This is a genomic window from Rhizobacter sp. P3_C12 (assembly GCF_056402735.1).
In genome coordinates, this window is record NZ_JBFUGW010000026.1 from 20,348 (window position 1) to 38,663 (window position 18,316).

At 70.1% G+C, this 18,316-nt stretch carries 17 protein-coding genes; 11 read left to right on the forward strand and 6 right to left on the reverse strand.

The features are described from left to right. Nucleotides 1-96: 96 nt before the first annotated feature. The 6 genes from mreC to AC1DXV_RS06920 all read left to right on the forward strand — a co-directional run bounded on the left by mreC (nt 97) and on the right by AC1DXV_RS06920 (nt 6,707). On the forward strand, nt 97-1,026 hold the full coding sequence (mreC, locus tag AC1DXV_RS06895) for a rod shape-determining protein MreC (RefSeq protein ID WP_477932977.1): 930 nt from the start codon (nt 97-99) through the stop codon (nt 1,024-1,026). Continuing rightward, nucleotides 1,023-1,541 (forward strand): rod shape-determining protein MreD, encoded by a 519-nt coding sequence (gene mreD / locus AC1DXV_RS06900; protein WP_047508468.1) that lies wholly within the window; start codon nt 1,023-1,025, stop codon nt 1,539-1,541. The genes mreC and mreD overlap by 4 nt, the downstream gene beginning before the upstream one ends. A 21-nt stretch (nt 1,542-1,562) precedes the next feature. Beyond that, on the forward strand, nt 1,563-3,674 hold the full coding sequence (mrdA, locus tag AC1DXV_RS06905; protein ID WP_477932979.1) for a penicillin-binding protein 2: 2,112 nt from the start codon (nt 1,563-1,565) through the stop codon (nt 3,672-3,674). Continuing rightward, a complete protein-coding gene (rodA, locus tag AC1DXV_RS06910) occupies nt 3,671-4,825 on the forward strand; it encodes a rod shape-determining protein RodA (protein WP_477865117.1) in 1,155 nt (384 codons plus the stop codon). Before mrdA ends, rodA begins: the two co-directional genes overlap by 4 nt. Before the next feature lie 65 nt (nt 4,826-4,890). Next, a complete protein-coding gene (locus tag AC1DXV_RS06915) occupies nt 4,891-5,808 on the forward strand; it encodes an NAD(P)-dependent oxidoreductase (protein ID WP_477865106.1) in 918 nt (305 codons plus the stop codon). After that, on the forward strand, nt 5,805-6,707 hold the full coding sequence (locus tag AC1DXV_RS06920; protein ID WP_477865107.1) for an AraC family transcriptional regulator: 903 nt from the start codon (nt 5,805-5,807) through the stop codon (nt 6,705-6,707). The genes AC1DXV_RS06915 and AC1DXV_RS06920 overlap by 4 nt, the downstream gene beginning before the upstream one ends. Before the next feature lie 18 nt (nt 6,708-6,725). On the opposite strand, the gene AC1DXV_RS06925 is transcribed toward AC1DXV_RS06920, so the two are convergent. The 4 genes from AC1DXV_RS06925 to AC1DXV_RS06940 all read right to left on the reverse strand — a co-directional run bounded on the left by AC1DXV_RS06925 (nt 6,726) and on the right by AC1DXV_RS06940 (nt 11,505). Continuing rightward, the gene (locus AC1DXV_RS06925; RefSeq protein ID WP_477932981.1) at nt 6,726-8,120 is read right to left on the reverse strand and encodes an MATE family efflux transporter; all 1,395 of its coding nucleotides are present in this window, start codon (nt 8,118-8,120) and stop codon (nt 6,726-6,728) included. A gap of 76 nt (nt 8,121-8,196) precedes the next feature. After that, the gene (locus tag AC1DXV_RS06930; RefSeq protein ID WP_477932983.1) at nt 8,197-9,261 is read right to left on the reverse strand and encodes a patatin-like phospholipase family protein; all 1,065 of its coding nucleotides are present in this window, start codon (nt 9,259-9,261) and stop codon (nt 8,197-8,199) included. Between the two features lie 31 nt (nt 9,262-9,292). After that, a complete protein-coding gene (locus tag AC1DXV_RS06935; protein WP_477932987.1) occupies nt 9,293-10,795 on the reverse strand; it encodes a sensor histidine kinase in 1,503 nt (500 codons plus the stop codon). A 38-nt stretch (nt 10,796-10,833) separates the two neighbouring features. After that, complete coding sequence (locus AC1DXV_RS06940) at nt 10,834-11,505, reverse strand: response regulator (protein WP_047508488.1); 672 nt, start codon at nt 11,503-11,505, stop codon at nt 10,834-10,836. 142 nt (nt 11,506-11,647) lie between these two features. On the opposite strand from AC1DXV_RS06940, the gene recA reads away from it, so the two are divergent. Both recA and recX read left to right on the forward strand, forming a co-directional pair. Further along, nucleotides 11,648-12,766: a recombinase RecA gene (gene recA / locus AC1DXV_RS06945; RefSeq protein WP_477865110.1), complete on the forward strand. Its 1,119-nt coding sequence runs from the start codon at nt 11,648-11,650 to the stop codon at nt 12,764-12,766. A 23-nt stretch (nt 12,767-12,789) separates the two neighbouring features. Continuing rightward, nucleotides 12,790-13,266, forward strand: coding sequence for a recombination regulator RecX (gene recX / locus AC1DXV_RS06950; RefSeq protein ID WP_477865111.1), 477 nt, complete (start codon nt 12,790-12,792; stop codon nt 13,264-13,266). A 48-nt stretch (nt 13,267-13,314) separates the two neighbouring features. On the opposite strand, the gene AC1DXV_RS06955 is transcribed toward recX, so the two are convergent. Then, nucleotides 13,315-13,458 carry a hypothetical protein gene (locus AC1DXV_RS06955; protein ID WP_477865112.1) on the reverse strand — a complete coding sequence of 48 codons (144 nt, stop codon included), beginning with the start codon at nt 13,456-13,458 and terminating at the stop codon, nt 13,315-13,317. A gap of 114 nt (nt 13,459-13,572) precedes the next feature. Between AC1DXV_RS06955 and sugE the strand changes: the two genes are divergently transcribed. Then, nucleotides 13,573-13,893, forward strand: a complete 321-nt coding sequence (gene sugE / locus AC1DXV_RS06960) for a quaternary ammonium compound efflux SMR transporter SugE (protein WP_477865113.1) — start codon at nt 13,573-13,575, stop codon at nt 13,891-13,893. 13 nt (nt 13,894-13,906) lie between these two features. Here the strand turns inward: sugE and serA are convergent, their stop codons facing one another. Continuing rightward, nucleotides 13,907-15,139: a phosphoglycerate dehydrogenase gene (gene serA, locus AC1DXV_RS06965; protein WP_477865114.1), complete on the reverse strand. Its 1,233-nt coding sequence runs from the start codon at nt 15,137-15,139 to the stop codon at nt 13,907-13,909. 134 nt (nt 15,140-15,273) lie between these two features. Here serA and AC1DXV_RS06970 point away from each other — a divergent pair, with 134 nt between their 5' ends. Then, a complete protein-coding gene (locus tag AC1DXV_RS06970; RefSeq protein WP_477865115.1) occupies nt 15,274-17,472 on the forward strand; it encodes a helicase-related protein in 2,199 nt (732 codons plus the stop codon). Nucleotides 17,473-17,545: 73 nt separating this feature from the next. Next, on the forward strand, nt 17,546-18,316 hold a 771-nt coding region (locus AC1DXV_RS06975), incomplete at its 3' end, for a ProQ/FINO family protein (RefSeq protein WP_477932985.1).

Genomic DNA, 18,316 nt, shown 5'->3' on the forward strand with positions numbered 1-18,316 from the left:
CTTTCTCACACGGCCGGCGCGTCGCTGACGCGGCCGGCCTTTTGTACGCTGACGCGTACTCGTCACTTCAAAGCCCCTTCCAGCCGTTCCAACGCCATGCCGCTCGGCACCCTCGACCGAACCCCACCGCCCTTCTTCCGACAGGGCCCCTCGGCGCTGACGCGGCTGATGTTCTTCTCGGCGCTCGCGCTGTTCCTGATGGTGGCCGACACCCGCTTCAAGGTGACGCAGCCGGTGCGCGCGGTGCTCGCGACCGCGCTGAACCCGGTCGAGCGGGCGCTGCGGGCGCCGGTCGACGCAGTGAGCGCCGCCGGCGACTACGCGATGGGCCTGCAGGATGCACTGTCGGCCGAGGCCCTCGCGCGGCGCGAGCTGGCCCAGCAGGCGGCGCGCTCGGCCCGCGTCGAGCAGCTCGAGCAGGAGAACCTGCGGCTGCGCGCGCTGCTCGATCTGCGGCCCGGGCTGTCGGTGCGTTCGCAGACGGCCGAGGTGCTGTACGACGCGCCCGATCCGTACTCGCGCAAGGTCATCATCGACCGCGGCACGCAGCAGGGCATCGCGGTCGCGTCGCCCGTCATCAACGAGGCCGGCGTGCTCGGCCAGGTGACGCGGGCCTTCCCGTACAGCGCCGAGGTCACGCTGCTGACCGACAAGGACGCCGCGATCCCGGTGCTCAACATGCGCACCCAGGTGCGCAGCGCCGCCTTCGGCAACTCGGCCGGCGCCGGCCTGGAGCTGCGCTTCATGGCCGGCAATGCCGACGTGCAGGTCGGCGACGTGCTCGCGACCTCGGGCGTCGACGGCGTCTATCCGTCAGGCATCCCGGTCGCGAAGGTGGTCAGCGTCGACCGCCGCGTCGACACCGGCTTCGCCCGCATCGCGCTCGCGCCGATCGCGCAGCCCGACGCGGTGCGCCATGTGCTGGTGCTGGAGCCGCTGGGCGTGCAGATGCAGCCCAAGCCCGAGCCGGCCGTCGATCCGAACGCCAAGCCCGGCGCGGCCAGCCGCAGGGGGACCCGCCGATGATGCCGCGCGGCTCCGACCAGCTGCTGCTGCCGGCGAACCCGTGGTTCATCTGGGGGTCGCTGCTGCTCGCCTTCCTGTTCAACCTGGTGCCGTTCGGCCGCCTGCCGGCGATCCCCGACCTGCTCGCGCTGGCGCTCGCGTTCTGGAACGTGCACCAGCCGCGGCGCATCGGCGTCGGCATCGCGTTCATGTTCGGGCTGCTGATGGACGTGCACGACAGCGCGGTGCTGGGCCAGCACGCACTCGCCTACACGCTGCTCAGCTTCTTCGCGATCACGATCCACCGGCGGCTGCTGTGGTTCGGGCTGCCGCAGCAGGCGCTGCAGATCCTGCCGCTGTTCGTCGCGGCGCACGCGGTGTCGCTGGTGGTGCGGATGCTGGTGGGCGGCATGCTGCCGGGCTGGGAACTGTTGCTCGCGCCGGTGTTCGAAAGCCTGCTGTGGCCGGTGGCGTCGTGGGTGCTGCTCGCGCCGCAGCGCCGGCCGCCGGATCCCGATCAGAACCGGCCCCTCTGACGCCGCTGCGGTCGTGGTGATATGACAGAACTCAAGAACGTCGAGCAGGAACTGGGGCGGTTTCGCACCCGGCTGCTCGCGGCCGCGCTGTTCGTGCTGTTCGCGTTCGGGTTGCTGGTGTTCCGCCTCGTCGTGCTGCAGGTGATGCGCCACGACGAGCTCGCGACCCAGGCCGAGAACAACCGCATCGCCGTCGTGCCGATCGTGCCGAACCGCGGGCTGATCGTCGACCGCAACGGCGTCGTGCTGGCCAACAACTACTCGGCCTACACGCTGGAGATCACCCCGACCAAGGTCGAGGACCTCGACGCCGTCATCGACCAGCTGTCGCAGGTGGTCGAGGTCCAGGCGCGCGACCGCAAGCGCTTCAAGCGGCTGATGGAGGAAACCAAGAGCAGCTTCGAATCGCTGCCGATCCGCACCAAGCTGACCGATGAGGAAGTGGCCCGCTTCACCGCGCAGCGCTTCCGCTTCCCCGGCGTCGACATCAAGGCCCGGCTGTTCCGCAACTACCCGCTCGGCGAGGTCGGCAGCCACCTGATCGGCTACATCGGCCGCATCAACCAGGCCGAGAAGGAAAAGATCGAGGAGTCGGAAGACGAATCGAACTACCGCGGCACCGAGTACATCGGCAAGCTCGGCATCGAGCAGGCCTACGAGGCGCAGCTGCACGGCGCGACCGGCTTCGAGGAGGTCGAGACCAGCGCCGGCGGGCGCGCGGTGCGCCAGCTCAAGAGCAACCCGGCGACGCCCGGCAACACGCTGGTGCTGTCGATCGACATCCGGCTGCAGGCGCTGGTCGAGCAGCTGTTCGGCGACCGGCGCGGCGCGCTGGTGGCGATCGACCCGCGCAACGGCGAGGTGCTGGCCTTCGTCAGCAAGCCCAACTTCGACCCCAACCTGTTCGTCGACGGCATCGACGCCGAGAACTGGAAGGCGTTGAACGAGTCGGAAGACAAGCCGCTCTTGAACCGCGCGCTGCGCGGCGCCTACCCGCCCGGCTCCACCTACAAGCCGCTGATGGCACTGGCCGCGCTGACGCTGGGCAAGCGCACGCCGCAACAGTCGATCAGCGACCCCGGCTTCTTCTGGTTCGGCAACCACAAGTTCCGCGACGACAAGGAAGGCGGCCACGGCGTCGTCGACATGTACCGCTCGATCGTGCAGTCGTGCGACACCTACTACTACATCCTCGCCAACGACCTGGGCGTCGATGCCATCCACGATTTCATGGCGCCGCTCGGGCTCGGCCAGATGACCGGCATCGACATGCAGGGCGAGCTGCGCGGCACGCTGCCGTCCACCGAGTGGAAGCGCAACAACTACAAGCGCAAGGAGATGCAGAAGTGGTACCCCGGCGAGACCATCTCGCTGGGCATCGGCCAGGGCTACAACACCTTCACGATGCTGCAGCTCGCGCAGGCCGAGGCGACGCTCGCGGCTGGCGGCAAGCGCTTCAAGCCGCACCTGGTGCGCGCGATCGAGAACGTCGAGACGCGCAGCCAGCAGACGCTGTCGGGCGACCGGCTGGAGCCGCTTGCCTGGAGCCCCGACCACGTCGCGGTGATCCACCAGGCGCTGTACGGCGTCACGCAGGAGGGCACGGCGGCGCGCGCGTTCCAGGGCTCGCTTTACCGCTCCGGCGGCAAGACCGGCACGGCCCAGGTGATCCAGATCAAGCAGAACGAGAAGTACGACGCCAGCAAGATCGACGAGCGGCACCGCGACCATGCGCTGTTCACCGCGTTCGCGCCGCTCGAGGAGCCGCACATCGCGCTGGCGCTGGTGGTCGAGAATGCCGGCTTCGGCGCCGGTGCCGCGGCGCCGATCGCGCGCCGGGTGTTCGACTTCGTGCTCGAAGGCCAGTACCCGAGCGAAGAAGACATCCTCGCGACGCGCGGCGGCCAGAGCTACGCGCCGATCGGCAAGCCGCGGCCGGCCGCGAGCGTGCCGCTGCTGGGCGTGTCGATCAACAACGTCGCGRCAGCGCCCACCGACCTGCCGCCGCCCCTGGTGGTGCCGGTGGCCGCCTCGGCGCCTTCGCTGCTGATCGCGGCGCCGGCGGCATCGACCGCGGCGGCGCCCTCCCCCTCGGCCTCGGCTGCCGCCAGGCCGGCCCGCCGCGCACCATGAGCATCGTCTTCGAGAAGCCCTCGGTCTGGCAGCGGCTGAAGCCGGTCTTCACCGGCTTCGACGCGCCGCTCGTGACCGGCGTGCTGCTGCTCGGCGCGGCCGGCCTGGTGACGATGTACTCGGCCGGCTTCGACAACGGCTCGCGCTTCGTCGACCACGGCCGCAACATGATCCTCGCGCTGATCATCCTGTTCGTCGTCGCGCAGGTGCCGCCGCAGCGGCTGATGCAGCTGGCGGTGCCGTTGTACACGGTGGGCGTGATGCTGTTGATCGCCACCGCGGTGATCGGCGTCACGAAGAAGGGCGCGACGCGCTGGCTGAACGTCGGCATCGTGATCCAGCCGAGCGAGATCATGAAGATCGCGATGCCGCTGATGCTCGCCTGGTGGTTCCAGCGCCGCGAGGGCCAGCTGCGCGTGCTCGACTTCATCGTGGCGCTCGGGCTGCTCGCGGTGCCGGTCGGCATGATCGTCAAGCAGCCCGACCTGGGCACCGCGATCCTGGTGCTGTCGGCCGGGCTGTACGTGATCTTCTTCGCCGGGCTCTCGTGGAAGCTGATCGTGCCGGTGCTGGTGATCGGCGGCGCGGCGATCACCGCGGTGGTGGTGTCCGAGGACCGCATCTGCCAGCCCGACGTGGTGTGGCCGATGATGCGCGACTACCAGAAGAACCGCGTCTGCACGCTGCTCGACCCGACCACCGACCCGCTCGGCAAGGGCTTCCACATCATCCAGGGGATGATCGCGATCGGCTCCGGCGGCATCGAGGGCAAGGGCTTCATGAAGGGCACGCAGACGCACCTCGAGTTCATCCCGGAGCGGACCACCGATTTCATCTTCGCCGCCTTCTCCGAGGAGTTCGGGCTGGTCGGCTGCGTGTCGCTGATCCTCGGCTTCACGTTCCTGATCTTCCGCGGGCTGGTCATCGCGGCCGATGCGCCGACGGTGTTCACCCGGCTGCTGGCCGGCGCGGTGACGCTGAGCTGGTTCACCTACGCGTTCGTCAACATGGGCATGGTCAGCGGCATCCTGCCGGTGGTGGGCGTGCCGCTGCCGTTCATCAGCTACGGCGGCACCGCGATGCTGACGCTCGGGCTCGGGCTCGGGATCCTGATGTCGATCTCGAAGAGCCGGCGGATGATGCAACGCTGAGACGGCGTTGAAGGCGTCCGCAGGCGCTAAGCTGTGCGCCTCGCCGACACCCACGGACGACTTCCATGAGCCTGCAACACCCCGCAGACGCAGTCGGAGCTTCTTCAGCCAGATCCCGCGTCGGCATCGTCGGCGTCGGCAACATGGGCGGCGCGATCGCAGCCCGCCTGCTGTCGCTCGGCTGGCCGGTGGCGGTGCACGACATCGACGACCGCTGCGAGGCGCTGGCGGTGGGCTTCGGCGCGATGGCCTGCGCGACGCCGTCCGGCGTGGCGGCCTCGTGCGAGGTCTTGATCATCGCCGTCGTCGATGCGGTGCAGACCGAGGCGGTGCTGTTCGGCGCCCACGGCGCGGCGCGCGGCCTGGCCCGCGGCAGCACCGTGCTGCTGTGCCCGACCATCGCGCCGGCCGATGTCGAGCGCTTCGCCGCCGGGCTGCACCGGCAGGGCATCGCCTGCATCGACGCGCCGATGTCCGGCGGCCCCGATCGCGCCCGCGCCGGCAGCATGAGCCTGATGCTGGCCGGCCCCGGCGATGCGATCGAACGGCTCGGCGGGCTGCTCGGCGCACTGTCGTCGCGCGTGTTCCGCATCAGCGAGCGGCCGGGCGACGGTGCGCGCACCAAGCTCGTCAACAACCTGCTGGCCGGCATCAACCTGGCCGGCGCGGCCGAGGCGATGGCGCTGGCCGAACGCATGGGGCTGGACGTGGGGCGCACGCTCGACGTGGTCGAGCAGTCGAGCGGCCAGAGCTGGATCGGCAGCGACCGGCTGCACCGCGCGCTGCGCGGCGACTACCTGCCGCGGGCGCACACCCGATTGCTGAACAAGGACACGCACCTGGCGCTCGGCGTGGCGCGCCAGGCGGGCGCGGCCACCACGCTCGGCGAGGCGGCGGCCGCGCTGTTCGCGCGGGCCTGCGAGCGCGGCTTCGCCGGGCTGGACGACGCCAGCGTGTTCGAACTGCTGCGGCAAGCACGTTGACCACCCGACGCCGACCTTCTTCCAAAGCGCCCGACGCACCCGAGGCGCACCTGCGGCGCATGAACCGCGTGCTCGACCACATCGATGCGCACCTGGCCGACGACCTGCGGCTCGAGACGCTGGCCGACGTGGCCGCGTTCTCGCCCTTCCACTTCCACCGCGTGTTCCGCGCCTGGACCGGCGAGACGCTGCTCGACTTCGTGCGCCGGCGCCGGCTCGAGACTGCCGGCGGGCGCCTGCGGCATGCGCCGCGCGACAGCATCACGACGATCGCGTTCGCGGTCGGCTTCGAATCGGGCGAGGCGTTCTCGCGCGCCTTCAAGCTGCACTTCGGCATGACGCCGACCGCCTGGCGGCGCGGCGGGCAGCTGCTGTGGGAGCGGCGCCAGCGCATGGTGCGCACGCGGCCCGCGCCGGCGGGCCCACGCTACACGATCGTGCTCAAGCAGCTGCCCGAGCGCGAGGTACTGTACTGGCGCGCGCAAGGCCGCTACGACACGGTGGTGTCGCCGGCCTGGGTCGCGTTCACGCCGTACATCGCGGCGCTGGGGTTGGCCGGGCAGCTGCGCCTGGGCATGGGGCTGGACGATCCGGACATCGCGCCGGTGTCGCGTTGCCGCTTCGATGCCTGCGTGGTGCTGCCGCCGAACTGGCACGAGCCGATCAGCGGGCCGGTGTCGCGCAAGCGGGTGGCCGGCGGGCTGCACGCGTGCCTGAGCTACGACGGCCCCGGCCCGCTGATGCAGCACGCCTGGCGGCAGTTGCTCAACGACTGGCTGCCGACCTCGGGGTTGTTGGTCGGCGACACGCCGTTCTTCGAGATCTATCCGGTGGGGCAGCCTCTGCCCGCCCAGGGGCCTGTCGTCATCTGCGAGCTGTGCATGCCTGTGCAGAGGTGACCCGGATTGGCATCCGGGCTACGCGGTGGCCAATCCGTGTCTTTGTCGCACCACGCGCCGATGCGTCGCGCGCGCCGACGGCACCCAGCCGTGCCGGTACCAGCGCGCCGCCATCGTCAGCCCGCGCAGCCACTCGTCGGCCGCGTACGCGATCCACACGCCGACCAGCCCGAGCCCGAAGTACACGCCCAGCAGCCAGGCGCCGCCGGCCATCACGAACACCATCGACGCGGCGCCGGCCATCACCGGGAACTTGGCGTCGCCGGTCGCGCGCAGCGCGTTGATCACGACCAGGTTGAAGGTGCGCCCCGGCTCCAGCAGCACCGTGATCCACAGCAGCGTCGTCGCCGCCTGGATGATGTGCGGATCGTGGGTGAAGAGCTGCATCGTCCAGCGGGCCGTCAGCGCGCCGACCAGCGCGAGGCTGGTCGACACCACCAGCCCCCAGCGCAGGCTCTTGCGCACCAGCCGGTGCGCCGCATGCAGCTGGCCGGCACCGATCAGGTGGCCGACCAGGATCTCGCTGGCGAAGCCGATCGCGAGGCCGAACACCAGGATGAAGTACATGATCTGCATCGTGTAGCTGTGCGTCGCGAGCTCGGCCGCGCCCATGCGCGCCACCAGCGCGATCGTCACCAGCAGCGCGAGCCGGTAGGCCACGTTCTCGGCCGCGCCCGGCAGGCCGATGTGCAGCACCGGGCCGAGGCGGCGCCAGCGCATCACCCACCAGTCGCGCGCGGTCGGCACCAGGTCGAGCCGGCGCTGCCACAGCCACAGGTGGAAGGCGATGCCGAACGCACGGCTCAGCGCCATCGCGAGCGCGAAGCCCGGCAGCCCGAGCCCCGGCACCGGCCCGAAGCCGGTCATCAGCGGCGTGCAGATCAGCAGGTGCAGGCTGTGCATCGCCAGCATGTTCATCAGCGTGTCGCGTGCATGCAGGTGCGCCCGCATCACCGACGACATGCTGGCATTGAACGCATCCAGCACCAGTGCGACGGCCAGCACGCGCAGGTAGGGGCCGGCGATCGGCAGCACGTCGGCCGGCGCGTTCAGCAGGGCGAGCAGCGGGTTCGCGCAGGTCGCCACCACCAGCCCGGCACCCAGGCCCAGCCAGGTGCTCGCGCCGAGCGAGGCGCGCGCGGTCTGGTCGGCACCGAGCCGGTTGCCCGCGCCCAGGTTCTGCGTGATCACCACGCTGACGCCCATGCTGATGATGCGGAACAGCAGGAAGAACGAGGCCTGCACGTTGTTCGCGAGCGCGAACGCGCCGGAGGCGCTGTCCGATTGCCGCGATGCGAGCCACAGCCCCGTCAGGCCGACCAGCAGCCCGAGCACCAGCTCGGCCAGCAGCGGCCAGGTGAGCGCGACCAGGCTCGGGCGGGGCAGGGGAGCAGCGTGCGTGGAGGCGGACATGAAGCGATCGGCGCGAAACCGCAATGATCGCCGCAATCGGTTGCGGCGGCTGTCCGATCTTGCTCTGCTCTTTGACTCAGGCGCGCTTGTGCTTCTTCGGTCCGTGCAGGAACTCGCGGTCGACATCGAGCGTCGACTTGACGCCGATGTCGGCCCGGTGCTGCTTCAGCCAGCCCGTCGCCGCCGCGCGCCCGAGCGCGAACAGCTCTTCGAGGAAGGCCCGGTCGGTGTTGAACTTGCTGTTCGCGCCATAGGGGCCGAGCCCGTCGTCGTCGGCCACCATGTGCAGCCGCAGGTCCTTGTAGCGCCCCGGGTCCAGCTTGCCCTCGCGCACCAGCCGCGAGACGAACGAGATCGCGCGCATCTCCGACATCAGGCTCGCGTTGAACGTGATCTCGCTGAGCCGGTCCATGATCTCCTCGCTGCGCGTCGGCGTGCCCTCGCGCACCAGCGGGTTGATGCGCACCAGCAGGATGTCGAGCGCCGCCGTCTGGTAGATCAGCGGGTAGATCGCCGGGTTGCCGGTGTAGCCGCCGTCCCAGTAGGGCTCGCCGTCGATCTGCACCGCCTGGAACAGGAACGGCAGGCAGGCCGATGCGAGCAGCACGTCGACCGTGATGTCGCGGCCGGTGAACACCCGCGCCTGGCCGGTCGTCACGCTGGTGGCGGTGATGAACAGCCGCAGCCCGCTCGCGTGCACCGCATCCTCGTCGACATGGCGGCGCAGCACGTCGCGCAGCGGGTTCAGGTTGAGCGGGTTGAATTCGTACGGGCTGAACGAGCGGAAGAACGAGCTCATCCACTGGTAGCCGGGCAGCTTGTCGAGCTTGAAGTTGTCGTTCAGCGCATGCGCCTGGCCGGCCGAGAACGGCGAGAAGATCGAGCCGGAGCGGCTCACGTCGCGCCAGAACTCGGCGAGCGCCTCGCGGGCACCCTCGCGGCCGCCCTTGCGGAAGCCGCTCGCCATCACCGCGGCGTTCAACGCGCCGGCGCTGGTGCCCGAGACGCCGCTGAAGTGCAGCCCGTCGTCCTCGAGCAGCCGGTCGAGCACGCCCCAGGTGAACGCGCCGTGTGAGCCGCCACCCTGCAGCGCCAGGTCAAGGCCGAGCGAAGCGGGAGCGTGTGTTTCGTGTACTGCCATCGGGATATACCTCGGGTTAACCCGGGGCAGTCTAAGTCGGATGGGATTCGCCGGTGTTTCCGTCGGTCACCGTGCCGGTGCCGGCGCCCACCGGGAAGCGCACCGTGAAGCGCGCGCCCGGCCCGAACGCCACGCCGCCCTGGTCGCTCAAGCCCGGGCGGTGCCGCAGGTTGGCGTCTTCCAGCGTGATCTCGGCATCGTGCTGCTGCGCGATCTCGCGCACGATCGCGAGGCCCAGGCCGGAGCCGTCGACATTGGTGCCCAGCGAGCGGTAGAACGGCTGGAACACCTTGTCGCGCTCGGCCGCCGGGATGCCGGGGCCGGAATCCTCCACCTGCACCACCACCACCTGGCCGAACGGGTCGTCGACCGCCCGCACCGTGACCGTGCCGCCTTCGGGCGTGTACTGCAGCGCGTTGTCGACCAGGTTGCGGATCAGCTCGCGCAGCAGCACCGGCTGGCCGGCGATCGACAGGCCGGCCTGGCCCTTGGCCGCACCGCTGTCCGGTCCCTCGTAGCCCAGGTCGATGCGCTTCTCCAGCGCGCGCGGCACGAAATCGCGCACCGCCTCGGCGGCCAGCCGCGCCAGGTTGACTGGCTGCCGCTGCAGCGCCTGCGAGGCGTCCTCGGCGCGCGCCATCGCGAGCAGCTGGTTGACCATGCGCGCCGCACGCTGGCTGGCACGGGCGATCTGCTGCAGCGACTTCTTCAGCGCCTGCGGATCGCGCTCGCCGGCGTCGATCTCGCGCTGCGCCAGCTCGGCCTGCGTGCGCAGCCCGGCCAGCGGCGTCTTCAGCTGGTGCGCCGCGTCGGCGAGAAAGTGCTTCTGCGTGCCGATGCTGCGGTCGAGCCGGGTCAGCAGGTCGTTGATGGCGCGCACCAGCGGCGACACCTCCTCGGGCGCGTCGCGCTCGTCGATCGGGCTCAGGTCGTGGCTCTCGCGGCGGCGGATGCGCTGCTGCAGCTCGTTCAGCGGTGCGATGCCGCGCGCCAGCGCCAGCCACACCAGCAGCACCGCGAGCGGCAGGATCACGAACTGCGGCAGCATCACGCCCTTGATGATCTCGGTGGCCAGGCGCGAGCGCTTGCCCAGCGTCTCGGCCACCTGCACGATCGGCGGCTCGATGCCGCCCGCCACACCGCCCGGCAGGCCGATGCGCACATAGGCGATGCGCACCGGCTCGCGGTTGATCTCGTCGTCGCGGAAGCGCACCACGCCGGGCGCGGCGCGCTCCTCGTCGTTGGGCATCGGCAGCGCCCGCTCGCCGCTCAGGTACTGGCCGTCGAGGCCGAGCACCTGGTAGTACAGGGTGTCGGTCTCGTCGGTGTGCAGCAGCTCGGCAGCGCTCGCCGGCAGCGCGAAGCTGGCCGACGGCAGCGTGCCGCCGCCGGCATCCTGCACCGTGACCTGCTGCGACAGCACGCGGGCCATCTCGCCGAGCTGGCGGTCGAACGGCTTGTTGGCGATGCCCTGCGCGACCAGCCAGGTCAGCACGACGCTCATCGGCCACAGCAGCAGCAGCGGCGCGAGCATCCAGTCGAGGATCTCGCCGAACAGGGACCGTTGCTCTTTCAAGCCGCGATCTTCTCCAGGCAGTAGCCGAGGCCGCGCACGGTGGCGATGCGCACCGGGCCCTGCTCGATCTTCTTGCGCAGCCGGTGGATGTAGACCTCGATCGCGTTGTTGCTGACCTCCTCGCCCCATTCGCACAACCGCTCGACCAGCTGGTCCTTGCTGACCAGCCGGCCGGCGCGCTGCAGCAGCACCTCGAGCAGGCTCAGCTCGCGCGCCGACAGCTCGACCATCTGGTCGTTCAGGTAGGCGACGCGGCCGGTCGCGTCGAAGGTCAGCGGGCCGTGGCGGATCACGCTCGACGCGGTGCCCAGGCCGCGCCGCGTCAGCGCACGCACGCGGGCCTCGAGCTCCTGCAGCGAGAACGGCTTGGCCATGTAGTCATCGGCCCCCAGGTCGAGGCCCTGCACGCGCTGCTCGACGCTGTCGGCCGCGGTCAGGATCAGCACCGGCACCGCCGAGCCGCGGGCGCGCAGCTTGCGCAGCACCTCCAGCCCGTGCAGCTTCGGCAGGCCCAGGTCGAGGATCAGCAGGTCGAACTCATGGGCCGACAAGGCGGCGTCGGCCTCGGTGCCGCTCGCGACATGGTCGACGGCATAGCCGCCGTTGCGCAGCGAGCGCAGCAGCCCGTCGGCCAACACCTGGTCGTCTTCGGCGATCAACACGCGCATGGCTGCCTCCTGTGCGGCTCGTCACCCGGCCGCTGCGGGATTGTAGGGAGTGGCCCCGCAGGGATTCGAGATCCGGCACGAGAAAAGACTGTACAAACATCCAGCCTTTGCCATAATCCGCGCAACTCTAGGAGATCGCCCCATGGATGCCCCCGTCAAAGCCGCCACCCTCAACACCGAAAAGGCCAAGGCCCTGCAAGCTGCGCTGGCGCAGATCGAAAAGCAGTTCGGCAAGGGCTCGATCATGCGGCTCGGCGAAGGCGAGGTGATCGAAGACATCGAGGTCGTCTCCACCGGTTCGCTGGGCCTCGATGCCGCGCTGGGCGTCGGTGGCCTGCCGCGCGGACGGGTGGTCGAGATCTACGGCCCCGAATCGTCGGGCAAGACCACGCTGACGCTGCAGGTCATTTCTGAAATGCAGAAGCTCGGCGGCACCTGCGCCTTCATCGACGCCGAGCACGCGCTCGATACCGCCTACGCCCAGAAGCTGGGCGTCAACCTGCAGGAGCTGCTGATCAGCCAGCCCGACACCGGCGAGCAGGCGCTCGAGATCGTCGACGCGCTGGTGCGCTCCGGCTCGGTCGACCTGGTGGTGATCGACTCGGTCGCAGCACTCACGCCGAAGGCCGAAATCGAAGGCGAGATGGGCGATTCGCTGCCCGGCCTGCAGGCCCGCCTGATGAGCCAGGCGCTGCGCAAGCTCACCGGCACCATCAAGAAGACCAACACGATGGTCATCTTCATCAACCAGATCCGCATGAAGATCGGCGTGATGTTCGGCAGCCCCGAAACCACCACCGGCGGCAATGCGCTGAAGTTCTACGCCTCGGTGCGGCTCGACATCCGCCGCATCGGCAGCATCAAGAAGGGCGAAGAAGTCATCGGCAACGAGACCAAGGTCAAGGTCGTCAAGAACAAGGTGTCGCCGCCCTTCAAGACCGCCGAGTTCGACATCCTCTACGGCCAGGGCATCAGCCGCGAAGGCGAGGTGATCGACATGGGCGTCGAGGCCAAGGTGCTCGAGAAGTCCGGTGCCTGGTACGCCTACAACGGCGAGAAGATCGGCCAGGGCAAGGACAACGCCCGCGAATTCCTGCGCGAGAACCCCGACCTGTCGGTCGAGATCGAGAACAAGGTGCGCGAGGCGATGGGCATCCCGTTGCTGCCGACCGCCGGCGGTGCCGCGCAGGCGGCTGAGGCCGGTGAGGCCAAGCCGGCCAAGAAGGCGCCCAAGGAGCCGAAGGAAGCCCGCGGCGAATAAGTCTGCCGGCGAGCGGCTTGGCGATGCGGCAGCGGCTCTCGCTGCGCGGGCGCGGCGTGCAGCTGCTGTCGCAGCGCGAGCACAGCCGGCAGGAGCTGCGGCGCAAGCTGCTGCAGCACCTGCGTGCTGACGATGCGCCGCTGCCGGACGATGCCGACCAGCAGGTCGACGACGTGCTGGCCTGGCTGCAGGACAAGGGCTACTTCAGCGAGCAGCGCTTCGTCGAGAGCCGGGTGCATGTGCGCGAATCGCGCTACGGCAACCTGCGCATCCGCCAGGAGCTGGCGCAGCACGGCGTCACGCTGGACGCCGACCAGGCGCAGCGCCTGAAAGAAACCGAGCTGGCACGTGCCCACGAGGTGTGGGTGCGCAAGTTCGGGGCCGCGGCCAGCGATCCGGCCGGCCGCGCGAAGCAGCAGCGGTTTCTCGCGGGCCGGGGTTTCTCGGCCGAGGTGATCCGCCGCGTGGTGAAGGGCGACGTGGACGAAGCCGCCTGGTGAGAACAGGCCTCGGCGGCCGTCGTCGCCCCCACGCCGTTCAGAACGCGATCAGGCGGCTGCCTTCTTGCCGGCCGGCTTTGCGGTGCTTGCCGCTTGCACGACAGCCTCACGCGCCAGGCGCGCCTGTTTCTTCGCGTCCTTCGCACGCTTTTGCTTCTCACGGCGGATTCCGCGGTCCTTGTCGGCGCTCATGCCAATCTCCAATGGGTTGAAAGAGCCGAGGTTTTACCACCTCCGGCGGATCGCCCTGCAAGGCGGCGCCCAGGCTGGTACAACCCAGGGCTTCCCCACTGACGAGGATTCGCGATGAACTGGGTGATCCTGGTGGCCGCCGGCCTGTTCGAGATCGGCTGGGCGATCGGCCTGAAGTACACCGAGGGTTTCACACGCCTGTGGCCGAGCATCGGCACCGTGGCGGCGATGGTCATCAGCGTGTGCCTGCTCGGCTACGCGATGAAGTCGCTGCCGGTCGGCACGGCCTACGCGGTGTGGGTCGGCGTCGGCGCGGTCGGCACCGCGATCCTCGGCATCGTGCTGTTCGGCGAGCCGGCCTCCGCGGCGAGGCTGGCCAGCCTCGCGCTGATCGTGGCCGGCATCGTCGGGCTGAAGCTCGCGAGCCCGGCGTGAGCCCGGGCGCCGCTCAATACAGCAACCGGCACCGGATCGTGTCCGGCAGCGACGCCAGGTCGGCCAGCGCCGCCTCCGGCGCCGCGGTGTCGACGTCGATCACGACGTAGCCCACCTCGTCGCGCGTGCTCAGGTACTGCGCCGCGACATTGATGCCGGCCTTCGACAGCCGCTCGTTCACGCGCGCGATCACGCCCGGCACGTTGCGGTGGATGTGCAGCAATCGGCTGCGCCCGGTGTGCTCGGGCAGCGCCACCTCGGGGAAATTGACCGCCGACGTCGTCGAGCCGTTGTTGCTGTAGCGCACCAGCTTGGCCGCCACTTCCTTGCCGATGTTGGCCTGCGCCTCCAGCGTCGAGCCGCCGATGTGCGGCGTCAGGATCACGTTGTCCATGCCGACCAGCGGCGATTCGAAGCGCGCGTCGTTGCCCTGCGGTTCCTCGGGGAACACGTCGATCGCCGCGCCGAGCAGGTGGCCGTCGCGCAGCGCCTCGGCCAGCGCATCGATGTCGACCACCGTGCCGCGCGAGGCATTGATCAGGTGCGCGCCGCGCTTCATCGCGCGGATCTGCGCGCGCCCGATCAGGCCCTTGGTCGACGGCAGCTCCGGCAGGTGCAGCGTGACCACGTCCGACGTGCCCAGCACCTCGTCGAGGCTGTCCATCGCACGGGCATTGCCGAGCGGCAGCTTGGCCTCGATGTCGTGGAACACCACGGCCATGCCGAGCTGCTCGGCCAGCACGCCGATCTGCGTGCCGATGTGGCCGTAGCCGACGATGCCCAGCGTCTTGCCGCGCACTTCGAACGAGTTCTCGGCGCTCTTGGTCCAGCCGTTGCGGTGCAGGATCGCGTTCTTCGCCGGGATGCCGCGCATCAGCATGATGACCTCGGCCAGCACCAGCTCGGCCACGCTGCGGGTGTTCGAGAACGGCGCGTTGAAGACCGGCACGCCCAGGTCCATTGCGGCGCGCAGGTCGACCTGGTTGGTGCCGATGCAGAAGCAGCCGACCGCGGCGAGCTTGGGCGCGGCCTTCAGCACCTCGGCCGTCAGCTGGGTGCGCGAGCGGATGCCGAGGAAGTGCGCATCGGCGATCGCATCGTGCAGCGCAGCGCCGGCCAGCGCCTTCGCGTGCGTGGCGACCTGCGTGTAGCCGTCGCGCTTCAGCACGTCGACGGCCGAGGCATGGATGCCCTCGAGCAACACGAACTTGAGCTTGTCCTTCGGGACCGAGAGTCTGTGATTCATGGCCCGATTGTTGAATAGCCGAATCGGCCCCGTTCGGCGCAAGGGCATGCACCGGTTAGAGTCCTGGGGCTTTCCTGTCGTCGTACGTGCGCTAGTCCGTGCTGTATCCCCTGTCCGTGAGTGCCTCCCCCACCGTGAATCTTCCCAACCCGCGCCATGCGGCGCGCGTGCCTGCGCACGTCTCGCCCGAGCAGCTCGCTCGCATCCGCCAGGCCGCCTACGCGCTGCCGCAGGTGGTCAAGCCCGCCGACTATTTCGACGAGCACGCCTCGGGGCTGGACGAGCGCCTCGACAAGCTCGGCCTCGTGCTGCTGCAGAAGGCGGTGGCCGGCGCCCGGCCGAGCCGCTGGATCGCGCCCGACGTGATGGACGCGGCGCTGCAGCACCTCGACGCCGTCGGCAACGGCCCCGAGGTGCGCACCGTGATGCTGGACCGCACGGCCGCGCTCGATGCGTTGGGCATCGTGCGCGAATCCGGCCGCTGGACGCGCCTGATCAGCCAGCCGCTGCAGCTGGCCGAGGTGAACTGGCGCGTGCCGGTGATGTTCCGCATCCCGATCGCATCGGAGCCGGTGTGGGCGTTCTTCCGCGATGGCGACAAGGCCGCTTTGCTGGCCGCGCTCGGCCCCATCCAACCCTGGCCGCATGCCGGCGAGGTGCAGGCCGCGCTCGAGGCGCTGGTGCAGCGCAGCCGCGCGCACAACCCGCGCCACCTCGACATGCTGCTGCCGCGCCTGCTGGCCGAATGCGCAACACCGCAGCCGGTGGCCGACCTGCGGGCCGCCTGCGTGCGTGCCCAGGAGCGCTGGGAACACCAGGTGGCCGAGCTCGACACGCTGGCCGGCCTGAACAGCGAACTCGCGTTCCAGGGCTACCCCGACACCTTCGTGAAGGCGCGCCGCCTGCAGCGCAACGTGACGCTCTACGTCGGCCCGCCCAACAGCGGCAAGACCTACGCCGCGTTCGAGCAGCTGGCGCAGGCGCACGACGGCGCCTACCTGGCGCCGCTGCGCCTGCTGGCGCTCGAGGGCCGCGACCGGCTGGTCGGCCGCGGCGTGGCCTGCTCGCTGCTGACCGGTGAGGAGAACGTGCCGGCCGAAGGCGCCGGGCTGGTGTCGAGCACCATCGAGATGGTGAGCACCAACAAGGTGGTCGATGTCGCGGTGATCGACGAAGCCCAGATGATCTTCGACCCGTACCGCGGCTGGGCGTGGACGCAGGCGATCGTCGCGGTGCCGGCCAGCGAGGTGATCATCATCTGCTCGGCCTATGCGGTGCCGGCGATCGAGAACCTGCTGGGCCTGTGCGGCGAGCGCTGCAGCGTGCGGCACTTCGAGCGCAAGCAGCATGTGCAGCTGATCGAGGCACCGGTGCCGATCGGCGCGCTGACCAAGGGCGATGCGGTGGTGGCGTTCAGCCGGCGCGACGTGCTGACGCTGCGCGACCAGATCGCCGCCGGCGGCCACCCGGTGTCGGTGATCTACGGCGCGCTGCCGCCCGAGGTGCGGCGGCGCGAGGCCGAGCGCTTCGCGCTGGGCGAATCGCATGTGCTGGTCGCCACCGACGCGATCGGCATGGGGCTGAACCTGCCGATCCGCCGCGTGCTGTTCAGCACGATGAGCAAGTTCGACGGCCAGGGCGACCGGCCGCTCGACGAATCCGAGGTGCACCAGATCGGTGGCCGCGCCGGCCGCTTCGGCATGCACGAAGAGGGCTTCGTCGGCGTGCTGAAAGAGGCCGAGCCGCAGGCCTTGCGCATGCTGAAGGAGCGCCTGCCGCGCACGCCGCGGGCGCCACGCGACTTCAAGGCGCCGGTGGCGCCGAACGGCTGGCACGTCGACACCATCGCCTCGCGCCTGCGCAAGACGCAGCTGCGCGAGGTGCTGGGCGTCTTCATGGACCAGCTGAAGCTCGACAACGCACACTTCGCGGTGGCCGAGCTGGAGCAGATGCTGGAGCTGGCCGAGCAGCTCGACCGCAGCGCCGCGAAGCTCACGCTGAAGGAGCGTTTCATCTACGCGCAGGCGCCGGTGGACACGCGCACCGTCTCGCAGGTGCAGGAGTTCCTCGACTGGAGCAGCAGCCATGCGCTGACCGGCCGCGCCGGCTCGCCGTGGTTCCTGCAGGACGTGGACGGCCACAGCCGGCTCGACCGCATGGAGCAGGCGCTGCGCTCGTGCACGCTGTGGCTGTGGCTGGACCTGCGCTTCCCCGGCGTCTACGGCAAGGTCGACGAGGTGACCGCGCTGCGCAGCCAGCTGAACGACGGCATCGAGCGCCAGCTGAAGGGCAAGCGGCCGCTCGCGCAGGTGCGCCACCGCACGCGGCGCTGAGCGGTCGCACCCTGACACACCGACTTTGCCGCTCGGCGGCACAATCCCCTCCTTTCCCGCTTGTCGCTTCCCCATGAGTTCAACGCCTCCTTCACCGGCCACGCCCGCCACCGAACTGCCTGTCGACGACACGCTCGCTGGTGACGCGCCTGCGGCCGACACGCCTGTCGAGGCCGCCCTTGCAGCGACGACCGAGGTGCCGGCCGAGGTGGCCGCTGATGTGGCCGCTGATGTGGCCGCTGATGTGGCCGCTGATGTGGCCGCCGATGTGGCCGCCGATGCGCCCTCGAAGGCGCCCGCCAAAGCGCCGGGCATGAGCCCCGCGGCCTGCGCGCAGGAGCTGCGCCAGCGCTTCCCGGCGCTGTTCGACGGCCCGCCGAAGCCGCTGAAGCTGCGCACCCACGTCGACATCGAGGCACGCGCGCCGGGGGTGTTCAGCAAGCAGGTGCTGACGGCGTTCTTCCGCCGCTACACCGGCAGCACCTCGTACCTGCTGTCGGTGGCGCGCGGCCGCCAGCGCTTCGACCTGGACGGCAAGCCCGGCGGCGAGATCAGCGACGAGCACCGCCAGATCGCCGTCGACGAGCTGACGCGGCGAGGCGTCAGCCTGCAGTCGCGCCGCGAGCTCGAAGACCAGCAGCGCCGCAACCGGGCCGGGCTGCTGTTCGACTACGAACGCACCACGCTGACGCGCGCGAACTTCTGCGTGCTGAAGCAGGTGGCCGAGGAAGAGCTCGACGGCCTGCTCGAGATCGCCCGCGCCGAAGCGGCACAGCAAGCCCAGCAACAGCCGCGGCGCCCGCCGCCCGATGCGCGCCCGCCGGGCCGGCCGCCCGGCCCGCGC